This is a genomic window from Pseudomonas duriflava, from assembly GCF_007830155.1.
Classification (GTDB): domain Bacteria; phylum Pseudomonadota; class Gammaproteobacteria; order Pseudomonadales; family Pseudomonadaceae; genus Chryseomonas; species Chryseomonas duriflava.
The window spans coordinates 150210-170032 of sequence record NZ_VLKY01000004.1 but is presented as its reverse complement, the minus strand read 5'-3'; the positions used below and the strand labels follow the sequence as shown (position 1 = coordinate 170032).

Sequence of the window (19823 nt, the reverse complement as noted above, 5' to 3'; positions counted from 1 at the left end):
CAGCCGGCCGACGTACTGCAGGAACTCCCTGGCGGACAGAACGCTCTGCATAAAGTCTGTTAGCAGGAATGGTTCATGGACTACATTGATTTACTGCAGTGGCCTGCCATGGCCGTGACTCTGATCGCGGCCTGGCTGGTAGCCTCTCAACGTGAAAATCGCCGCAACATGGGATTCTGGTGTTTTCTTGTCAGCAATGCCTTATGGGTTACCTGGGGTCTTCATACCCAAGCTTATGCCCTCATACTCTTACAATTAGGCCTGGCCTTCATGAACGTTCGAGGCGTCCGCCGCAACCAGCTGGCATCCTCCAAGCGCATGAGTGAGGGTCATACCTGAACAAGGTAACATAGCGGGCCAGTTTCCCTGTGCAGCCCGCTATGACCTACAGCGTCTCCCCTATCGGCTATATCCGCTCCTGCTTCAAGGAGAAATTCGCCATTCCTCGTCAGCCGCACCTGGCACCTGCCGCTCGCGGCGTATTGGAACTGCTGCCTCCCTTTGATCACCCGGACGCGGTACAGGGACTCGAACAGGTCAGTCACGTCTGGCTGCTGTTCCTGTTTCATCAGACGCTGGAGGAAAAGCCCCGCTTGAAGGTTCGCCCGCCACGTTTGGGCGGCAACCGCTCGCTGGGTGTATTTGCGACACGTGCCACTCATCGCCCTAACGGTATTGGTCAGTCTGTCGTGACATTGGATGCTATTGAACCAGGCCGCTTGAGACTTTCAGGCATCGACTTGCTGGATGGCACTCCCATACTGGATATCAAACCCTATGTTCCTTATGCCGATGCCATTCCGGCGGCCTGTAACACCATAGCGGACGCCTCTCCTCCTGTGATACCAGTACGCTGGACAGACGCTGCTCGATTGCAAGCAGAGCAACACGGCCAAAGACTAGGCGAGCCTTTGGCTGATCTGATCGAGCAATGCCTGACTCAAGATCCGCGCCCGGCCTATCAGATACCATCGCCAGAGCGCCGTTACGGGGTTCGGCTATGGGATGTGGACGTACATTGGCACTATCCAGAATCGGGCATTATTCGTGTGCTGGATATCGAGCCGACTGACACAACATCCTGAGCGTCTATCTACAGAACTGGCCTATAGAGTAGTTCTGCAGCGCTACCCTAGACGCGTATCTGCCTTGCAGATACAAGCGTACAGGCACAAAAAAACCCGCCATGAAGGCGGGTTTCGATAAACCTGATGGCGCTTACTTCTCAACGAAAGCGCGTTCGATCAGGTAGTCGCCCGGGTCGCCCATACGCGGCGAAATAGTCAGCCCGAACTCGTTCAGCACTTCGCTGGTTTCGTCCAGCATGCTGGGGCTGCCACAGATCATGGCGCGGTCGTCCTGCGGATTGATCGGCGGAAGGCCGATATCCTCGAACAGTTTGCCGCTGCGCATCAGATCAGTCTGACGGCCCATGTTACGGAACTCTTCACGGGTTACGAGCGGGTAATAAATCAGCTTGTCGCGAACCATATCGCCAAAGTATTCGTGCTCAGGTAGAGCCTTGGTAATGAAGTCGGCATAGGCCAGCTCATTCACATAACGCACGCCGTGAACCAGAATCACCTTTTCGAAACGCTCGTAGGTTTCCGGATCCTGAATAGTGCTCAGGAACGGTGCCATGCCCGTACCAGTGCTCAGCAGGTACAGGTGTTTGCCTGGCTTCAGGTCACTCAGGATCAGCGTGCCGGTAGGCTTGCGACTTACCATCAGGTTGTCGCCTTCCTTCAGGTGCTGCAAACGAGACGTTAGCGGACCATCCGGAACCTTAATGCTGAAGAACTCCAAATGCTCTTCATAATTGGGACTGGCAATACTATAGGCGCGCATCAAAGGACGGCCGCCTTCAGTTTCCAGACCAATCATAACGAACTGACCATTTTCGAAACGCAGGCCCGGATTACGGGTAGTCTTGAAACTAAACAGCGTGTCGTTCCAGTGATGAACGCTCAGGACGCGCTCGGTGTACAGATTGCTCATGAAAAACTCCTAATAACCTGCCCAAAGACGCTACTGCCCGGCTCTGTCTCGCGGAGGCGGGACTACCTGCACGTGTGACCGCTCTGGATCGGGTTTAACAAAAAGACGCGACCAAGCGCATTTGCGCGGAATTTTATAGAAGGCCACAATATCCGTAAAATGAATAATTCGGATATCCCTTATCCAGTGAGCAGATATGAAATTTACCTTGCGTCAACTTGAAGTGTTTGTCGGCGTGGCCCGTCTAGAGAGCGTTTCACGCGCAGCGGAAACACTGGCCTTGTCCCAATCCGCAACCAGCACGGCATTAGGCGAACTGGAGCGTCAGTTTGACTGCAAACTGTTCGACCGGGCGGGGAAACGGTTGACGCTCAATGCCCTGGGTCGGCAATTATTACCTAAGGCTGTGGCCCTGCTCGACCGTAGCGCCGAGATCGAAAACCTGTTGCGAGGTAAGACCGGATTCGGCTCGCTTGAAGTAGGCGCTACACTGACCATCGGCAACTATCTCGCTACCCTGCTTCTCGGAACATTCATGCAGCGCTATCCAGACTGTCGGGTTCGCCTGCACGTGCATAACACAGCGCATATCGTACAACGGGTCGCCAATCACGATATCGATTTAGGCCTGATCGAAGGTGACTGCCAGGATGGAGACATTGAAGTGCACCCCTGGATAGAAGATGAACTGGTCGTATTCTGCGCCCCCCAGCACTCTCTGGCGAATAAGTCCCATGTGGGAATGCCTACTTTGGTGCAACAAGCCTGGATTCTTCGGGAGCAAGGCTCGGGTACACGCCTGACGTTTGACCAAGCCATGCGCCATCACGCAGCACCGTTGAATATTCGCCTCGAACTCGAACATACCGAGGCCATTATTCGCGCGGTAGAGTCTGGTTTGGGGATCGGCTGCATTTCCCGCCTGGCCCTGCGCGACGCCTTCGAGCGAGGCAGTTTAGTACCGATTCATACTCCAGATTTAGACTTACGACGGCAATTTTGCTTTATCTGGCATCGGCAGAAGTATCAAACGGCTGCCATGACTGAGTTTCTGGCGCTATGCCGTCAACTCACGCAGGGCATTGCACGCAGCGACCAAATTGAGCTGCCGCCTTTCGCCGAACGGGTCACCCCAGCAGAATGATCAGCCAGACGGCAGCGATCATTCCCATGGCAACGAATTGTGCTGCACTGCCCAGATCCTTGGCGTTCTTGGATAGTTCGTGCCAATCCAGCGAGACCCGGTCTACAACCGCCTCGATCGCCGCATTGAACAGCTCAACGATAAGCGACAGGAGACATACCCCAACCATCAGGGCTCGCTCGCCACGGGAAACGTCAACCCAGAAAGCTAAAGGTATGAGAATGAGGCTCAACAATAGCAATGAGCGAAACGCTGCCTCGTTTTTGAATGCCACTTGCAAACCAGCCAGAGAGTAGCCTGTGGCTTTGACGACACGCTTGAGGCCAGTTTTGCCCTTATAAGGAGAAATCACGCAAAAATTCCATGCGAAAGATCAACAAGCCTAGCGTAAGAACAGTCGAAAAAACGTGAAAATCTGCATCAGGACGGCATGGACTCTAGCTGCTGAAGCAGCAGTGCCGCCTGGGTCCGTGTCCGCACGCCTAGCTTGCGAAAAATGGCTGTTACATGGGCCTTTACGGTCGCCTCGGAAACACTCAGCTCATAGGCGATCTGCTTATTGAGCAAGCCATCGCACACCATGGTTAATACCCTAAACTGTTGCGGCGTAAGACTGGCCAACCCTGCACTCGCAGCCTTGGCTTCCTCGCTAAGCACAGCTCCCGCTTCGCCCTGTGGCCACCAGGTATCGCCATCCAATACGGTACGTACGGCATGCTGAATCGTTTCGAGATCACTGGACTTAGGAATAAAGCCGCTGGCTCCAAACTCTCGAGCACGCTGTACTACCGCTGCTTCTTCCTGGGCCGACACCATGACCACAGGGAGATGCGGGTATTGCCCCCGCAACAGAACCAGCCCGGAAAAGCCATAAGCGCCTGGCATATTGAGATCGAGCAGAACCAGATCCCAATCACCCTTGTGAGTTAGTTGAGCTTCAAGCTCAGCGATACTCGCTGCTTCTACCAGCTGAGCCTCCTGTCCCAGCCCCAGCGTCAAGGCCTGTTGCAAGGCGCTGCGGAACAGCGGATGGTCATCCGCGATGAGGATTTGATAGGCGGCCATCGGTTATGGGGTCCTTATTATGTTTCTATCTCTCACAGAGTGAGCAGAATGCCCAGCACCTCGGCAAGGGTCAAGGCACTTTGAGACCAGCCTCACAGGCTTCCCAACGCAACGGTGATCCGGCAGAGTAGTGGCCTCTATTTAAACGAGCCTGCCATGCGTACCCAAGCCCTACGTGCCGATATCCTTATGTTGCTCACCGCTATCATCTGGGGCAGCGCCTTTATCGCTCAGCGGGCAGGTATGGACTTCATCGGTCCTTTTTTATTTTCAGGCCTGCGCTTCCTCCTAGGGGCCCTGACCTTGATACCGGTTCTCTTACTTCTCCATCGATTTTCCCAGGCATCTATTCAGATTAATCGACAGGTTCTACTAGGTGGCGGGCTAATGGGCCTGCTGCTTTCCATTGGCATCAATCTGCAGCAGGTTGGCCTGCTGTTCACGAGCGTAACCAACTCAGGCTTCATTACTGGTCTTTATGTAATCATTGTTCCTATTCTAGGGCTTCTCTTCGGCGAGCGAACCCACATAGGCACGTGGATGGGTGCCTTGCTGGCGGTGGCAGGCATGGCCTTGCTCAGCATTGGCGACAACTTTCATATTGCATCGGGAGACTGGCTACAACTGGCTGGTGCGTTTGCCTGGGGTGCGCATGTACTGGTCGTAGGGCATTACGCCAATCGCCACGACGCTACTTTACTATCCATCATTCAGTTTCTGGTCTGTGCCGTTATTAGCCTGACACTGGCTGTCTTGTTCGAGCCCATCAAAGCCGACAGTATCGTCAGCGCCATGCCCACCCTGCTCTATGGCGGCATTATCGCAGCCGGAATCGGCTATACCTTGCAGGTTGTGGCTCAGCGGGGCGCGATCGCATCCCATGCCGCTGTGTTGTTTTCTCTCGAAGCGGTATTTGCTGCGCTGTTCGGTGCCTGGCTTCTAGATGAGGCCTTGGCACCCCGCGGCTATGTTGGCTGCGCATTAATGTTCGCCGGCATGCTGCTCGCCCAGTTGTGGCCCAAGAAAACTGTGATCGAACCCAAACTCACCAACTGATCAGCGCCGGTTGGGCAGAAAGGGCTCAAGTTGTCGATGGGCAGAGCTATCCGTATCTGCTGGCCTATTATGCTTGGCATCCAGATAGCGCTCACTAAATACGTCCAAATAGGCATCCAGTGCGGAAGCGGCCCTATCGTCTCCCGCCAGATCCAGGCAAAGGGCTGCGACCTCCGCCGTACAAAGGTGCTCGCTGCGGGTCGAACGTCGCAGGCGATAACGTGAGTGCGCCTCGGGAGTCAGGCTGAGTACCGGTAAATGGTCCAGATAAGGACTCTTGCGAAACATCTTGCGCGCTTCGGTCCACGTCGCATCCAGCAGTACAAAAAGAGGCCGCCGGCCTTCTTCTGGCATTACTTCCTCGACGCCCCGGCCAGGCGCTGCATACTCGGCGGGAAATACCAGATAAGGCTGCCATTGAGGATCGCCCAACAATGCCAGCAGCTTTTCCTCGACAGCGGTTCGTGACCATGTGAAGGCAAAGCTGTCTGTTACCACATCCGCGATCAGCCACCCCGTATTGCTTGGCTTGAGCGGCTCTACGTCATGCATGATCAGGCAGGCTCCCGAACGGGACGTCATACGAGGTCGCCAGGCACAAAAGCAATGAGTAACGGCGAGACGACAACCCTCGCAGCGTTGCAGACGGGAACCCCGCGCCATGAAAGGTTTGGTACTACGAGCCAACCGCTCCAAGCGTAAGTTGGCTACGGCATTGGATGATACGGCCGGGGTGGAATCAGAGGGATTGGACATTGAGAAAAACTGCGTAATTTCAGCCAGTGAGTCTAGCAAAACCCATTTGCTGCGCGCCTGTCATTTTGAAAGGTTCGGCGAGAAGAGTACTCTTGCCTGTCAGGGCTATTGGCCCGACCTCGCGAACATCATGGCTATCCCGTGGTCGAAGCGAACCTGATCTGTTCTGGAGAATTCAATGCTGCGTCATATTGCCCTTGCGCTCTGCCTTACCCTTCCCTTCGCTGCCCAGGCTGCTTCGCTGAAAGAGCAGGAGCTGACGCAAATGCTGCAAAAGGTAGCCAAGGAAAGTAGCCAGGGAACGCCCCGCGCTATTAATGAAGACATTCTCGACCAAGGCTATACTGTCGAAGGTCGGCAGCTTATTAATCACCTGAGTGTACGACCCAGCCATGCTGTCCAGATGGCAGCCAATCCGGCAACCGTACGTACACAGCTGGCTACCAGCGTCTGCCGTAACACGGGTTATCGCCAATTGCTGGCCCGTGGCGCTACGCTCGTCTACAGCTTTACCGAGTACCAGACCAACCGCCCTGTCGCCACCGAGCGCTTCGAAGCGGCGGACTGCGGCCTGAGCCAGTAACCCTATGCGGTCTTGGCGGTCCAAACCGCATGGCCGCCATACACCATACATATGGCCTCTTGTTTTTCCCGCATCCTATCCTGTAACGATATGACCCGGCCCGATACAACAGACTGACCGGTACTATCGTAGTCATGAGGGCTATCTCGATGCATACAGACTCACCAGAAGACTATCTGTCTCGTCATGTCCAGGCCAGCGCGGAAGACCTTTCCCAAAAAATCGACGAGCTGATCGCACATACGGTGCCGCCGAACAGTCCCAATCAGGCCTTATACCGCGACATGTTACTGACGGTCATTCGCATGGCGCAGGCAGATCGCAGCCGCTGGGATGCAAAGATCATGATGCAGACGCTGCGGGAAATGGAGCAGGCATTTCGGGCGCTCGAACAATACAAACGCCGCCGCAAGGTCACCGTTTTCGGTTCTGCCCGTACAGCGATCGATCATTCGCTCTATGTGCTGGCACATAAACTGGGCAAAGCCCTGGCGCAGCGTGACATGATGGTTATTACCGGTGGAGGTGGCGGCATCATGGCCGCCGCTCACGAAGGGGCCGGCCTGGAAAACAGTTTGGGGTTCAACATTACCCTTCCCTTCGAGCAGCGTGCCAATCCTACGATAGAGGGGACCGATCATGTGTTGTCGTTCCACTTCTTTTATGTACGTAAGTTATTCTTTCTTAAAGAAGCGGACGCGCTGGTTCTCTGCCCAGGCGGTTTCGGCACATTAGACGAAACCTTTGAAGTGCTAACCCTGATCCAGACAGGAAAAAGTCCTCTGGTTCCTGTCGTCCTGCTGGACACTCCCGACGGTACATTCTGGGAGGATGCCATGGCCTTTTTCAGGAAAAACCTGGCGGAGGCACGGTATATTCTTCCCAGCGATCTCAAGCTCGCAACCCTGGCACATACTTCAGAAGCCGCAGCCGATGTCATCAGCCGATTTTACAGCAATTTTCATTCGACACGCTGGCTACATGGGCGATTTATCATGCGCTTGAATCATGAACTTACGCCTGAAGCGTTGACACTGGTGAATCAGCAATTTGCAGACCTCTGCCGAAGCGGTAGCTTTACCCAACAGCCCTATAGCGAGGTCGTACCGGACGAGCCGGAGTTCGCTCATCTGAATCAGTTATCCTTCGATTTTCATGCCCGGAACTATGGGCGCTTGCGTGAATTAATCGACACGATCAACGATCCGGCTCACTGGTTACACAAGAACGCCTGACATACCAGAAAAAGCTCGCCCAGGCGGGCTCTTTAGTGCTCTAAGCCAGAGGTTTGCTTAAGACATCATGCTGATGCTGTAGAGCCGCAAACCTATCCACAGAACAACTGGTTCCACACCTCGCCTACTAGTCTTCCGGCGCACCACGCAGTAATTTTCCGATACTGTCCAGGGCAAACCCTCGGTAACTGAGAAAGCGTCCCTGCTGAGCACGTTCTTTCATATCTTTCGGAAGCCTTCCAGAGAATTTGCGTCGCCATACTTCATGCAAGTGGGCAGTCCAGTCCTCACCACATGCATTGAGCGCCTGTTCAATATCGCTTCGCGACAAGCCTCGCTGGGACAACTCTTCGCGAATACGCATCGGCCCGTATCCAGCGCGGGCGCGGCTAGCGATGTAGCTTTCCAGGTAACGTCCCTCATTGAGAAGCCCCTGCTCCGCCAATCGATCCAACGCTTCATCAATCAGCTCTGCAGGCGCGCCTCGCTTACGCAGTTTTCTGGCCAGCTCCTGACGCCCATGCTCTCGTCTGGCCAGTAAATCCATAGCAGCCACCCTAACGGCAGCAGGCGTATCGAGCAAAGCAGGCATTCAAACGCTCCTATGGGTATTTAAACAATGTAAAACCGTTTCAATAAAAAACCCCGCCGAAGCGGGGTTTTGTAAAGCGGAGACTTAAAGATCCGTATTAAGGCTTTCTTCCGCTTCAGCCAGCTCTGCCGCACCTTTGGCAGGTGCTTGATTAAGCAGCTTTTCGCGAATGCTCTTGTCCAATGCACTACGAACGTCAGTGTTTTCTTCCAGGAATTTGGCTGCATTAGCCTTGCCCTGACCAATCTTAGTACCCTGGTAGCTGTACCAGGCACCAGATTTTTCAACCATTCCCAGCTGCACACCCAGATCGATGATTTCACCGTTACGGTAGATACCTTTACCGTAAAGAATCTGGAATTCAGCCTGCCGGAACGGGGGCGCTACCTTATTTTTGACAACCTTGACACGCGTTTCGCTGCCGACAACTTCGTCACCTTCCTTCACGGCACCGGTACGACGGATATCCAGGCGGACAGAAGAGTAGAACTTCAGCGCATTACCGCCAGTCGTGGTTTCGGGGTTACCAAACATCACACCAATCTTCATACGGATCTGGTTGATGAAAATAACCAGGCAATTAGCGTTCTTGATATTGCCTGTGATCTTGCGCAGAGCCTGGGACATCAAGCGTGCCTGCAGACCCACATGCATATCACCCATTTCACCTTCGATTTCTGCTTTAGGAACCAGGGCCGCAACAGAGTCAACGATGATTACGTCAACAGCATTGGAACGCACCAGCATATCGGTGATTTCCAGCGCTTGCTCACCGGTATCCGGCTGCGATACCAGCAGATCATCCACGTTTACGCCTAGTTTGCTGGCATAATCAGGATCCAAGGCGTGCTCGGCATCAACGAAAGCGCAGGTTGCGCCCTGCTTTTGAGCTTCAGCAATAACAGACAAGGTCAGTGTCGTCTTACCGGACGATTCAGGGCCATAGATTTCGACGATACGCCCCTTTGGCAAGCCGCCAATACCGAGTGCGATGTCCAGACCCAGCGAGCCGGTAGAGATGGCTGGAATTGCCAGGCGATCATGATCGCCCATGCGCATGACCGCACCTTTGCCGAACTGACGCTCGATCTGACCCAGGGCCGCGGCCAGGGCGCGCTTCTTGTTGTCGTCCATTAAATTCCTCTCGTAAGAAGGGGGCCAGACGGCCGTGGAAAGTACTGTATAAGTAACCAGTATTAAAGCATAAGACAGGCTTTATGGCTACTATTCGATGCGATTTTCTTGTGTAGAAATCCGCAATAATCCTTCTAGCGCAGCAACAATCGCCTGGGTTCTGACGGCAGCTCTATCGCCAGCAAAAAAGCATTTCTCACTGTGGATATCGTAACCGTTAGCCCAGGCCAGCCAAACGGTCCCCACCGGCTTTTCCGGCGATCCACCTCCCGGCCCGGCGATGCCACTCACGGCAACCCCAAACCGGGCGCCGGTCCGTGCCTGCGCTCCGCGCACCATTGCTTCTACAACTTCGCGACTGACCGCACCAACCTGCTCGAACAGGCTACTGGGTACATCCAACTGGGCTGTCTTTTGTGCATTAGAGTAGGTGATGAAGCCTGCTTCAAACCAGGCCGAGCTTCCCGCCACCCGGGTAATGGCTTCAGCGATACCGCCTCCGGTGCAGGATTCCGCCGTGACAACTTGAGCTGACAACAAGCTCAATCGCTGCCCTAGATCCATCGCCAACTGATCGATAGTCATGCCTTCCTCCCATGCTTAATCTATCCGGTCGAGAAAGCAGCTTACCGATTAACAGCTAGCACTTATATGGAGACGACCATTGGTCGGTTCAAGATTACTATCCTCTTGCCATTATTAGCGCTTGATGATTATCTGAAACCGGTTTCAGACCGCCTGTCATCTCATTGACAACAATCCTCACAACACAGGGATCAGGCTTTGAATATGCCTTTATCGGGTATGCGCTCTTCGCGTGCCACTATCAATCAGGTCGCTCAGGAAGCGGGTGTATCCAAAGCGAGCGTGTCACGCTATATCAGCGGTGACCGCCAGCTTCTCTCGGATACTCTGGCCTTACGTATTGAGCAAGCCATCAGCAAGCTTGGCTTTCAGCCCAATCAAATGGCCCGCGGACTCAAGCGTGGTCGTAGCCGGCTGATCGGCATGCTGGTAGCTGACATTCTTAATCCTTACTCCGTCGCGGTTATGCATGGCGTCGAAACAGCTTGTCGTCAGCACGGCTACTCCCTGATCGTCTGCAACACGGATCGCGATGATGTCCAGGAAGGCCGGCATCTTGCAGCGCTACAGTCCTACAGTGTTGAAGGCCTGATCGTAAATACCCTGGGGCATCATCCCCGCACGCTGCAACAACTGCATCGCGAACTTCCCATGGTTCTGCTTGACCGCAAGCTGGCAGATCTGGACGCTGACCTGGTCGGCCTGAATAACGATCAGGCCATTACTCTAGGCCTGGATCATCTGATCGAACGGGGCTATCGTGACCTTCTCATAGTCAGCGAGCCGCTAGACGGCACGAGCTCCCGAGAGGAGCGCGTTACAGCCTTCAAACACTATATCGATCGCCATTCCGATGTGCGCGGGCAAAGCTGCGCGTTAGCCAGCGACGCCAATGCTCTTCTTCAGACCGTGGCGCATTTCCTGGCTGATACCACCTGTGGCCCCAAAGCCATCATGGCGGCCAATGGCATTGCCGCATTGGCTGTCGCCCAGGCGCTACGCCATCTTGGCCAAAGAACCTTCGATTCGGTTGGACTTATCGCGCTGGACGATCTTGACTGGTATCCATTGGTAGGCGATGGCATCACAGCCATTGCTCAACCAACCCATGCGATGGGTGTGGCTGCATTGGAGTTCCTGCTGGGGCGGCTCAAGGGGGACGTATCGAGCCCACGAATATTGACGTTGCCAGCAGAACTCATCGTACGCGGATCCACACCTCAGCGCCGCTAAAACAACAAACACATGGCGAGTCGCCTTAAGACTTGACCACAGATGTAATCGGTTTCAGGAGGTTTTTATGAAACCCAATGTCGTTGTTACTACCTCTGCCTTTGGCGCTGATGCTGTACGCGCACGCGGCCAGGAAAACGTTCTCTCTCTGATCGCAAACGCAGGCGCTACTACAGTTGAAATTCGTGATGAGCTGTTCGAGGACATACGCCCTGAGCTGACATCACTAGGCAACAGCATAGCCGTTCAAGGATTGGAGTGCGTGTATTCCGTTCCGATCGAACTTTGGTCGCAGGGAGAACACCAGCCAACCCTGGAGCTACAACCTGCGCTGGTGCGATCCGCTCGCCTGGGTGCCTATGCGCTCAAGATTTCATTGGGTCACTTCACACCTTATTGCGATCTCAAAGCCTTGGGGCATCAGCTTGAAGCCAGTTCGGTTCGCCTGCTGATTGAAAATGACCAGACCCCGCATGGGGGACGTATCGAGAGCTTGAAAGCATTTTTCGAAGCCGCTCATCAGGCCGGTCTTCCTATCGGCATGACGTTCGACGTTGGTAACTGGCACTGGCAGAACGAAAGGCCAGACCTTGCTGCTCAGGCTCTAGGTCGCTACGTCGAATATGTTCACTGCAAGGCAGTACGTGAGCGCAGCGGCCGTTTGCATGCGGTCGCCCCGGAGGAGAAGGATCTGGATGCCTGGGCCGCCCTGTTCACCTACTTTCAGAGTGGCCTGCCACGCGCTATCGAATTTCCCTTGCAGGGCGACGTCCTCCGCGAGACACAACGCCATGTAATCAATTTGAGCCGCCTCGGTCTACGGGAGACGCACCATGCCTGAGTTCGACGTACTGGCCTTTGGCGAGACCATGGGCATGCTGGTGGCTGAGGAGCCAGGCGATCTGGCTGAGGTCACGCATTTTGGCAAGCGTATCGCAGGGGCAGACAGCAATGTTGTGATCGGCCTTACCCGCCTGGGGCTGAGGGTCGCCTGGTTATCTCGAGTCGGTAATGACTCATTAGGACGATTCATTCGCCTTACCCTGGAACGCGAGGGGGTAGATTGCAGCCGTGTAACCATCGATCCCCACCACCCCACAGGCTTTCAATTCAAATCACGCGAAGTAGATGGGCGAGACCCCACCGTTGAGTACTTTCGGCGTGGTTCGGCAGCCAGTTACCTGTCGATTGAAGAAGATTTCGACGAGCAACTATTGAATGTACGTCATCTACACGCGACCGGCATTCCACCAGCCTTGTCGGACTCTCTGCGCGAACTCTCGCAGCACCTGATGCACAGTGCTCGCCAGGCGGGCCGCAGCGTCTCCTTCGACCCTAATCTTCGACCCTCTCTGTGGTCCAGCGAGGCCGCTATGTGCAAAACCATCAATCACCTGGCCAGCCTTGCAGACTGGGTATTGCCCGGTCTGGCCGAAGGTCGGCTGCTGACGGGTTACGAGACGCCGGAAGACATCGCGGCTTTCTACCTGGACAAAGGTGCCAGCGCTGTAGCGATCAAGTTGGGTCCGGAAGGTACTTATTTCCGCACGCCCAACAACAGTGGTCATGTGCCGGGGTATCCCGTCGAGACGGTGGTAGACACGGTAGGAGCAGGCGATGGCTTCGCTACCGGCTTTATTAGCGCCCTCCTAGAGGGACTTGATATTCCGGCTGCCATAGCGCGAGGCAATTGGATCGGTGCACGAGCCGTCCAGGTAATCGGTGACATGGAAGGCCTGCCCTACCGAAACGAACTGCCCTAGGGCAACGGAGCATGACATATGGACAAGAACAATAACCCCACAGGTAAAACCGTATGAACTCTACAACACACCTAGCCGCCCGCCGCTGGTGGTACATCATGCCCATCGTGTTTATTACCTACAGTCTCGCCTATCTGGACCGGGCGAACTACGGGTTCGCCGCCGCCTCGGGTATGGCAGATGATCTGGGCATCACACCGGCCATGTCCTCTCTGCTTGGCGCCCTCTTCTTCCTAGGCTACTTCTTCTTTCAGGTTCCCGGCGCTATCTATGCGGAAAAACGTAGCGTCAAGAAACTCATCTTCTGGAGCCTGATCCTCTGGGGTGGATGTGCGACGCTGACAGGGGTGATTCCCAACGTGCAGGCATTGATCGCCATTCGCTTCATTTTAGGAGTCGTCGAGGCGGCCGTCATGCCCGCCATGCTGGTCTACCTCTGTCACTGGTTCACCCGAGCTGAGCGCTCACGGGCTAATACCTTCCTGATCCTAGGCAACCCGGCCACGATTCTGTGGATGTCCGTGGTGTCCGGCTATCTGGTCCATACCCTCAACTGGCGTTGGATGTTCATTATTGAAGGCCTGCCGGCCGTAATCTGGGCGTTCATCTGGTGGCGTCTGGTAGACGACCGCCCAGATCAGGCCAAATGGCTTAGCAGTCAGGAAAAGCAGGACCTGCAAAAAGCACTTGAAGACGAACAGGTCGGAATAAAACCAGTCAAGAATTACGGAGAAGCGTTCCGCTCACCCAAGGTGATCCTACTGTCAGCCCAGTATTTCTGTTGGAGCATTGGCGTCTACGGCTTCGTTATCTGGCTGCCATCCATCCTCAAGGAGGCTGCGCAACTGGATATCGTAGAGGCCGGCTGGCTATCCGCTGTACCCTATCTAATGGCGGTACTGGCCATGCTCACGGTATCGTGGCTTTCCGACAAGACCCTGAACCGTAAGCACTTCGTCTGGCCGCCCCTGCTGATCGCAGCACTCGCCTTCGCTGGCTCGTTCATGCTGGGTACTCAACATTTCTGGTGGTCCTATACGCTGCTCGTCATTGCTGGCGCCTGCATGTATGCGCCCTACGGCCCCTTCTTTGCCATCGTTCCGGAACTGCTGCCCAACAATGTGGCAGGCGGTGCCATGGCCTTGATCAATAGCATGGGCGCATTAGGCTCGTTCGTCGGCTCCTATCTTGTTGGCTACCTGAACGGTGTCACCGGGAGTCCGTCGGCTTCGTACGTATTCATGGGTAGCGCCCTGCTCGTCTCTGCCATTCTGACTTTGTTTTTACGCACCTCGCCAAGTAGTTCTACTAAAACCACGAGGTCTCAGCCCTTGCGTTCAGCCACTTCTCATTAAGGATTGCTCATGAAAAAGCATGTCGTTGCCTACAAGGCGCTGTCACCCGCGTTACTTGAGCGCCTAAGGGAAGCAGTTGACCTTAGCTGTATCGACATAACGGGCGAGTCAGGGCTTGCCCGTTTGGAGGAGGCTCTTCCTACCGCACACGGCCTGATCGGGTCCAGCCTTAAACTTACGCCAGCCCTGCTTGATAAGGCGCTACAGCTTGAGGCAATCGCTAGTATTTCAGTCGGCTACGACAATTATGACCTCGATTACCTGGCACACCGTGGGATCCTGCTCAGTAATACCCCTGATGTACTTACCGAAACCGTTGCCGACACTGCCTTTGCGCTGATATTGGCTACGGCGCGTCGGGTTGTCGAGCTGGCCGACTATGTAAAAGCGGGCAAGTGGCAGCGCAGCATAGGCGAACCTTTGTTTGGCAATGATGTGCATGGCAAAACGCTCGGTATTATTGGCATGGGACGTATCGGCTCGGCCATTGCCCGTCGGGGCCGTTTTGGTTTTGGCATGCCCATCCTGTACAACAGCCACTCCCCCAAACCCGAAGTCGACCGTGAGTTCTCGGCGCGCTATTGCTCACTCGACGACCTGTTGAGCGAGGCGGATTTCGTTTGCATCACCGTACCGTTAAGCGAAGAGACAAGCGGGCTGATCGGCGCTCGCCAATTGGCCCTTCTCAAGCAAGAGGCGTTTCTGATCAACATTTCACGGGGCAAGGTGGTAGATGAAGCTGCATTGATCGAAGCCCTTCAGGCAAAGCGCTTTCAAGGTGCCGGACTGGATGTGTTCGAGAAAGAACCCTTGCCCAGCGACTCCCCCCTGCTAAACCTACCTCAGGTGGTCGCAACGCCACATATCGGCTCAGCTACCCATGGTACTCGTGAAGGTATGGCGCGCTGCGCCGTAGACAATCTGTTGGCCGCCCTAACAGGAAAACGCCCACCGGACTTGGTCAATCCCGATGTTTGGACCCGGCGCATGACTGATCATCCAAAGTGAAACCGTAAGGGCCGGGGCTGTCTAACACTCATTGATATCCAGGAGAAAGCACCATGACCGCACATACCGGTGAAATCAAAGAGCTACTTCAACAGGCACGAGAGCATGCCGACAGTGCAGTCAGCCAGAACGACCCGCTGCGCTACCGAGAAGCGTTTCAGGCCTTAGCCCTGGCGGTTGAAAAATTGCTGGACGCATCCGACGATCATCAGCGTGATCAAGTCGTCAGGGCTGTTGAAGAGTTTCAAGGAGACGAAGGCATCTGAAATCCTTTAGCCATAGAGCGCTCGAAAACGAGCGCTTTTTTGCATTCTGCTCTTCGCTTCTTCGAATGAATTTCTTGTTCTTGAGATGACCTCTCGTCGAGCCTGTGCAACCTCCATTCATTTACCCCTGTCGGACCTTTTGCAAGTCTAGATCAGGACTTGTCATAGAGATGCTCCTTTCTACACCTTATAACCCACTACAGGAGAACATCATGGTTGACATCAATAGTATTCAAGAACATGCCGAAGTTATTGGTTCCGATGGTCAGCACATCGGAACGGTGGACCATATGGAAGGCAGTGATCGCATCAAGCTGACCAAACAGGACCAAGAGTCCCAGGGCAAGCACCACTATATTCCCCTATCCTGGGTCAAATCCGTCGAAGGCGGCAAGATTCAGCTCGTCAAGACACGCGATGAAGCAGAGCGTGACTGGCAAGCGGCCTGATACACCTTGTGACGTTCCGGTATGAGCGCCCATCGCGCCATACCGGTATTTGGCTTAACCGCTCAAGTTCTGCGCTTCCCATACCCAATCCGGTAGAGTAGCGATGTCGCTTACAAGCGATGCCCTCGGATCAGCGGACACGGAAGCTTTTCATGAGTCACTCCATCACTCTTACACTGCTTATTTTATTCTCGGTTTTGCTGATCGCTGGTTTCGCCAAGAATCAGCATCCTGTCGGGCTGATACTGCTTTGGGCCGGTACACTCGGCATGCTTAGTATCATCATACTGGTCATTACACGGGCGCTGTCCGTTTGTACTCCACTGCTAGCTTTTCTGCACCTGTGCTGATATCTCACGCCACGCGTGACGGCGACTGCTGCGGCTGCAAAGGCGGCGTAAGCGGCGGTAGACCATAGGCGGCACGTGCCGTATCGCAATGCGGATTGGGCTCTCCATTAGCCCAGGCGGCTTCAAATTCACGGCATGTGCTTGATCGATGCTCATACATCGTGCAGCGCACCCCACAGCCTACTTCACCTAGTAACGCAGCACAGCGTGACGGCTTTATGTCCGTACCCGCCATGGCCACCAGATGAGGGCTAATAGCTACTGTCATCTCGTCAGGAACGCTACCGCCCGCAGAGCGGCATTCCCCCCAATAAAACGACACACGAAAATGCGCGCAGCACGCGCCACAGTTAAGGCAAGGATTGTCGGTCGACATGATTGGCAGAACACCAAAAAATACCGGGCGAATGCCGGCGATGGAAGGCCTATTCTAGCGATAGCGTAACGGCTGTGAAGAGGGGCGCGACTCTTTTTATTCATTGCATAGACGTCTGCAATTACAGTCACGACGGCTGCGCCAGATTCGCTTGATGTTTTTCCTAAGCATGCCTCTTCTCGCTCTTTTCAACCGACGTTCGCCGACAAATCCGGTAGTATTACCGCCCCCTGTAAAACGACCCTGCGAGTTGACTATCTGTATGGAAAGTCCTACCCCCCATACGCCGATGATGCAGCAATACCTGAAGATCAAGCATCAACACCCGGATCAGCTGCTCTTCTACCGCATGGGTGATTTTTACGAGCTCTTCTATGACGATGCGAAGAAAGCTTCCAAGCTGCTCGACATCACCCTGACAGCACGAGGCGCTTCGGCAGGCAAACCGATCCCCATGGCTGGCATACCTTTCCATGCCGCTGAAGGTTATCTGGCTAAACTGGTCAAGTTAGGCGAGTCGGTTGTCATCTGTGAGCAGATAGGCGATCCAGCCACCAGTAAAGGACCTGTCGAACGTCAGGTGGTGCGTATCCTTACGCCCGGGACCGTCAGTGACGAAGCCCTGCTGGACGAGCGCCGCGACAATCTGCTCGCAGCCATTCTGGGCGATCACAAACTGTTCGGCTTTGCTGTATTGGATATCACCAGTGGCCGCTTTACCGTCCAGGAGTTATCTGGGTGGGAAACGCTCATGGCCGAGATCGAGCGTTTGAGCCCGGCCGAATTGCTGATTCCGGATGATTGGCCCCAAGGTCTGCCAATCGAAAAACGCCGCGGCTTGCGTCGCCGCGCTCCCTGGGATTTCGACTGTGATTCGGCCGTCAAAACCTTGTGTCAGCAGTTCGGCACCCAGGATCTGAAAGGCTTTGGATGCGACAAACTAAAGCTGGGCATTGGCGCGGCCGGTAGCCTGCTAGCCTATGCCAAGGAAACCCAGCGTACAGCCTTGCATCACTTGCGCAGCCTGCACCATGAGCGGCTGGACGACACGGTCATCCTGGACGGTGCCAGCCGGCGCAATCTTGAATTGGATACTAATCTCGCTGGTGGCAGGGACAACACCCTGCAGTCCGTCGTGGACCGCTGCCAAACCGCCATGGGTAGCCGCCTGCTGACTCGCTGGCTCAACCGGCCGCTGCGCAATCAAGGCATTATTGAAGCACGCCAGGATGCAATTACCTGTCTGCTGGAACATTACCGCTTCGAACAATTACAGCCGCAGCTCAAAGAAATCGGTGACGTTGAGCGGATCCTCGCCCGAATCGGCTTGCGCACCGCGCGCCCTCGCGATCTAGCCCGCCTCCGTGATGCCCTGGCTGCCCTGCCCATACTACAATCTGGCATGCAGGATCTGGTGGCACCGCATCTTCATACCTTGGCTACCAGCATCCGGACCTACCCGGAATTGGCCGACACCCTAGCCCGCGCCATCATCGATACGCCGCCTGCGGTCATTCGTGACGGCGGCGTTATCAAGCGCGGCTACGATGCCGAGCTGGACGAGCTACAGACCCTGAGCGAGAACGCGGGCCAGTTCCTTATGGATCTGGAAACCCGAGAAAAGGCCCGTACCGGCCTTTCAGGGCTCAAGGTCGGCTATAACCGCGTCCATGGCTATTTTATCGAACTGCCTCGTATGCAGGCCGAGCAAGCGCCAGCCGACTATATTCGCCGACAGACATTAAAAGGTGCCGAACGCTTCATTACGCCGGAGCTTAAAGCTTTCGAGGATAAGGCCCTGTCAGCTCAGAGCCGTGCCCTGGCTCGTGAAAAGGCATTGTACGAGGCATTGATCGATACGCTGATTGAGCACCTGGCCCCCTTGCAGGACACCGCAGCCGCCTTGGCTGAACTGGACGTGCTTACCAACCTGGCAGAGCGCGCGCTGAATCTCAACCTGAACCGCCCAGTCTTTGTTGAAGAGCCCTGCCTGGACATTACCCAGGGTCGCCACCCGGTCGTTGAGCAGGTTCTTGATACCCCGTTTGTGGCCAATGACCTGAGCCTGGATGACAATACCCGGATGCTTATCATTACCGGCCCTAACATGGGCGGTAAATCCACCTATATGCGTCAGACTGCACTTATCGTGCTACTGGCGCATATTGGCAGTTTCGTACCGGCTGAGGCCTGCAGACTGTCTCTGGTGGACCGTATATTCACCCGAATCGGCTCCAGTGATGATCTGGCTGGCGGACGGTCGACGTTCATGGTGGAAATGAGCGAGACGGCCAATATTCTGCACAACGCCACCGAACGCAGTCTCGTCCTGATGGACGAAGTCGGTCGTGGAACCAGCACCTTCGACGGGCTTTCGCTGGCGTGGGCGGCTGCAGAACAACTGGCGGCGCTACGGGCTTATACGCTTTTTGCCACACATTACTTTGAACTGACCGTATTGCCGGAAAGCGAACCGGTTGTGGCCAACGTGCACCTCAATGCGACCGAGCATAATGATCGCATCGTATTCCTGCACCATGTACTGCCAGGCCCGGCCAGCCAGAGTTATGGTCTTGCTGTGGCTCAACTGGCTGGCGTTCCGGGCCCGGTGATCCAGCGTGCCCGTGAACATCTGGCCCGCCTGGAAACAACCAGTCTGCCTCACGAAGTCCCTGCGGCTCCCAAGCAGGCCTCCCGTCCGTTGCAGGCGGACCTGTTTGCCGTAGCCTCGCATCCGTTGCTGGAAGACATCGAACGCACAAATCCCGACGAGCTGACGCCACTTCAAGCGCTCCAGCTTATCTATGAATGGAAAAAGCGTATCTGACAACCCGATGACGTTAGCACGAGCAATGCTGCTAAAATCCCGCGCCTA

General features: G+C 55.1%; 24 protein-coding genes. 16 read left to right on the top strand and 8 right to left on the bottom strand.

The window, feature by feature from the left end; all coding sequences use genetic code 11:
* The first annotated feature begins 75 nt into the window (after nucleotides 1–75).
* Together IQ22_RS07180 and tsaA are read left to right on the top strand one after the other, a co-directional pair.
* Nucleotides 76–339 carry a hypothetical protein gene (locus IQ22_RS07180; protein WP_145140225.1) on the top strand — a complete coding sequence of 88 codons (264 nt, stop codon included), beginning with the start codon at nucleotides 76–78 and terminating at the stop codon, nucleotides 337–339.
* A gap of 41 nt (nucleotides 340–380) precedes the next feature.
* Entirely contained in the window at nucleotides 381–1085 is a 705-nt protein-coding gene (tsaA, locus tag IQ22_RS07175; RefSeq protein WP_145140222.1) for a tRNA (N6-threonylcarbamoyladenosine(37)-N6)-methyltransferase TrmO, read from the top strand.
* Nucleotides 1086–1218: 133 nt separating this feature from the next.
* On the opposite strand, the gene fpr is transcribed toward tsaA, so the two are convergent.
* Nucleotides 1219–1998: a ferredoxin-NADP reductase gene (gene fpr / locus IQ22_RS07170; protein WP_145140219.1), complete on the bottom strand. Its 780-nt coding sequence runs from the start codon at nucleotides 1996–1998 to the stop codon at nucleotides 1219–1221.
* A gap of 196 nt (nucleotides 1999–2194) precedes the next feature.
* On the opposite strand from fpr, the gene IQ22_RS07165 reads away from it, so the two are divergent.
* Entirely contained in the window at nucleotides 2195–3142 is a 948-nt protein-coding gene (locus IQ22_RS07165) for a LysR family transcriptional regulator (protein WP_145140216.1), read from the top strand.
* Here the strand turns inward: IQ22_RS07165 and IQ22_RS07160 are convergent.
* Together IQ22_RS07160 and erdR are read right to left on the bottom strand one after the other, a co-directional pair.
* Nucleotides 3126–3491 carry a diacylglycerol kinase gene (locus IQ22_RS07160; RefSeq protein ID WP_208733620.1) on the bottom strand — a complete coding sequence of 122 codons (366 nt, stop codon included), beginning with the start codon at nucleotides 3489–3491 and terminating at the stop codon, nucleotides 3126–3128. The genes IQ22_RS07165 and IQ22_RS07160 overlap by 17 nt on opposite strands.
* Before the next feature lie 71 nt (nucleotides 3492–3562).
* Nucleotides 3563–4207: a response regulator transcription factor ErdR gene (erdR, locus tag IQ22_RS07155; RefSeq protein WP_145140210.1), complete on the bottom strand. Its 645-nt coding sequence runs from the start codon at nucleotides 4205–4207 to the stop codon at nucleotides 3563–3565.
* Between the two features lie 156 nt (nucleotides 4208–4363).
* Here erdR and IQ22_RS07150 point away from each other — a divergent pair, with 156 nt between their 5' ends.
* Nucleotides 4364–5263: a DMT family transporter gene (locus IQ22_RS07150; protein WP_145140207.1), complete on the top strand. Its 900-nt coding sequence runs from the start codon at nucleotides 4364–4366 to the stop codon at nucleotides 5261–5263.
* Here the strand turns inward: IQ22_RS07150 and IQ22_RS07145 are convergent, their stop codons facing one another.
* A complete protein-coding gene (locus IQ22_RS07145) occupies nucleotides 5264–6019 on the bottom strand; it encodes a tRNA-uridine aminocarboxypropyltransferase (protein ID WP_145140202.1) in 756 nt (251 codons plus the stop codon).
* On the opposite strand from IQ22_RS07145, the gene IQ22_RS23325 reads away from it, so the two are divergent.
* The 3 genes from IQ22_RS23325 (at nucleotide 5925) to IQ22_RS07135 (ending at nucleotide 7837) form a co-directional block, all read left to right on the top strand.
* A complete protein-coding gene (locus IQ22_RS23325) occupies nucleotides 5925–6179 on the top strand; it encodes a hypothetical protein (protein WP_167654158.1) in 255 nt (84 codons plus the stop codon). The two genes, IQ22_RS07145 and IQ22_RS23325, sit on opposite strands and share 95 nt — an antisense overlap.
* A gap of 18 nt (nucleotides 6180–6197) precedes the next feature.
* Nucleotides 6198–6602 (top strand): quorum-sensing-regulated virulence factor family protein, encoded by a 405-nt coding sequence (locus IQ22_RS07140; protein ID WP_145140199.1) that lies wholly within the window; start codon nucleotides 6198–6200, stop codon nucleotides 6600–6602.
* 149 nt (nucleotides 6603–6751) lie between these two features.
* Nucleotides 6752–7837: an LOG family protein gene (locus tag IQ22_RS07135; protein ID WP_145140196.1), complete on the top strand. Its 1086-nt coding sequence runs from the start codon at nucleotides 6752–6754 to the stop codon at nucleotides 7835–7837.
* Between the two features lie 127 nt (nucleotides 7838–7964).
* Here IQ22_RS07135 and recX read toward each other — a convergent pair whose 3' ends face one another.
* The 3 genes from recX to IQ22_RS07120 all read right to left on the bottom strand — a co-directional run bounded on the left by recX (nucleotide 7965) and on the right by IQ22_RS07120 (nucleotide 10148).
* Nucleotides 7965–8429 carry a recombination regulator RecX gene (gene recX, locus IQ22_RS07130; protein WP_145140193.1) on the bottom strand — a complete coding sequence of 155 codons (465 nt, stop codon included), beginning with the start codon at nucleotides 8427–8429 and terminating at the stop codon, nucleotides 7965–7967.
* Nucleotides 8430–8513: 84 nt separating this feature from the next.
* Nucleotides 8514–9563 (bottom strand): recombinase RecA, encoded by a 1050-nt coding sequence (gene recA / locus IQ22_RS07125; RefSeq protein ID WP_145140190.1) that lies wholly within the window; start codon nucleotides 9561–9563, stop codon nucleotides 8514–8516.
* Between the two features lie 90 nt (nucleotides 9564–9653).
* Complete coding sequence (locus tag IQ22_RS07120; protein WP_145140187.1) at nucleotides 9654–10148, bottom strand: CinA family protein; 495 nt, start codon at nucleotides 10146–10148, stop codon at nucleotides 9654–9656.
* A gap of 204 nt (nucleotides 10149–10352) precedes the next feature.
* Between IQ22_RS07120 and IQ22_RS07115 the strand changes: the two genes are divergently transcribed.
* From IQ22_RS07115 to IQ22_RS07080, 8 genes are all read left to right on the top strand, one after another.
* Nucleotides 10353–11381: a LacI family DNA-binding transcriptional regulator gene (locus tag IQ22_RS07115; protein WP_145140664.1), complete on the top strand. Its 1029-nt coding sequence runs from the start codon at nucleotides 10353–10355 to the stop codon at nucleotides 11379–11381.
* A 67-nt stretch (nucleotides 11382–11448) separates the two neighbouring features.
* Nucleotides 11449–12222 (top strand): sugar phosphate isomerase/epimerase family protein, encoded by a 774-nt coding sequence (locus IQ22_RS07110; protein WP_145140184.1) that lies wholly within the window; start codon nucleotides 11449–11451, stop codon nucleotides 12220–12222.
* Nucleotides 12215–13144, top strand: a complete 930-nt coding sequence (locus IQ22_RS07105) for a sugar kinase (protein ID WP_145140181.1) — start codon at nucleotides 12215–12217, stop codon at nucleotides 13142–13144. Before IQ22_RS07110 ends, IQ22_RS07105 begins: the two co-directional genes overlap by 8 nt.
* Nucleotides 13145–13197: 53 nt before the next feature.
* Nucleotides 13198–14499: an MFS transporter gene (locus tag IQ22_RS07100; RefSeq protein ID WP_145140179.1), complete on the top strand. Its 1302-nt coding sequence runs from the start codon at nucleotides 13198–13200 to the stop codon at nucleotides 14497–14499.
* A 9-nt stretch (nucleotides 14500–14508) separates the two neighbouring features.
* Nucleotides 14509–15507: an NAD(P)-dependent oxidoreductase gene (locus tag IQ22_RS07095; protein WP_145140176.1), complete on the top strand. Its 999-nt coding sequence runs from the start codon at nucleotides 14509–14511 to the stop codon at nucleotides 15505–15507.
* 53 nt (nucleotides 15508–15560) lie between these two features.
* The gene (locus IQ22_RS07090) at nucleotides 15561–15773 is read left to right on the top strand and encodes a hypothetical protein (protein ID WP_145140173.1); all 213 of its coding nucleotides are present in this window, start codon (nucleotides 15561–15563) and stop codon (nucleotides 15771–15773) included.
* A 212-nt stretch (nucleotides 15774–15985) separates the two neighbouring features.
* The gene (locus tag IQ22_RS07085) at nucleotides 15986–16222 is read left to right on the top strand and encodes a DUF2171 domain-containing protein (protein WP_145140170.1); all 237 of its coding nucleotides are present in this window, start codon (nucleotides 15986–15988) and stop codon (nucleotides 16220–16222) included.
* A 152-nt stretch (nucleotides 16223–16374) separates the two neighbouring features.
* Nucleotides 16375–16572, top strand: a complete 198-nt coding sequence (locus IQ22_RS07080) for a hypothetical protein (RefSeq protein ID WP_145140166.1) — start codon at nucleotides 16375–16377, stop codon at nucleotides 16570–16572.
* 4 nt (nucleotides 16573–16576) lie between these two features.
* Here the strand turns inward: IQ22_RS07080 and IQ22_RS07075 are convergent, their stop codons facing one another.
* Nucleotides 16577–16948, bottom strand: coding sequence for a YkgJ family cysteine cluster protein (locus tag IQ22_RS07075; RefSeq protein ID WP_145140163.1), 372 nt, complete (start codon nucleotides 16946–16948; stop codon nucleotides 16577–16579).
* A gap of 262 nt (nucleotides 16949–17210) precedes the next feature.
* Here IQ22_RS07075 and mutS point away from each other — a divergent pair, with 262 nt between their 5' ends.
* The gene (mutS, locus tag IQ22_RS07070) at nucleotides 17211–19775 is read left to right on the top strand and encodes a DNA mismatch repair protein MutS (protein ID WP_145140161.1); all 2565 of its coding nucleotides are present in this window, start codon (nucleotides 17211–17213) and stop codon (nucleotides 19773–19775) included.
* The last annotated feature ends 48 nt before the right edge of the window (nucleotides 19776–19823 follow it).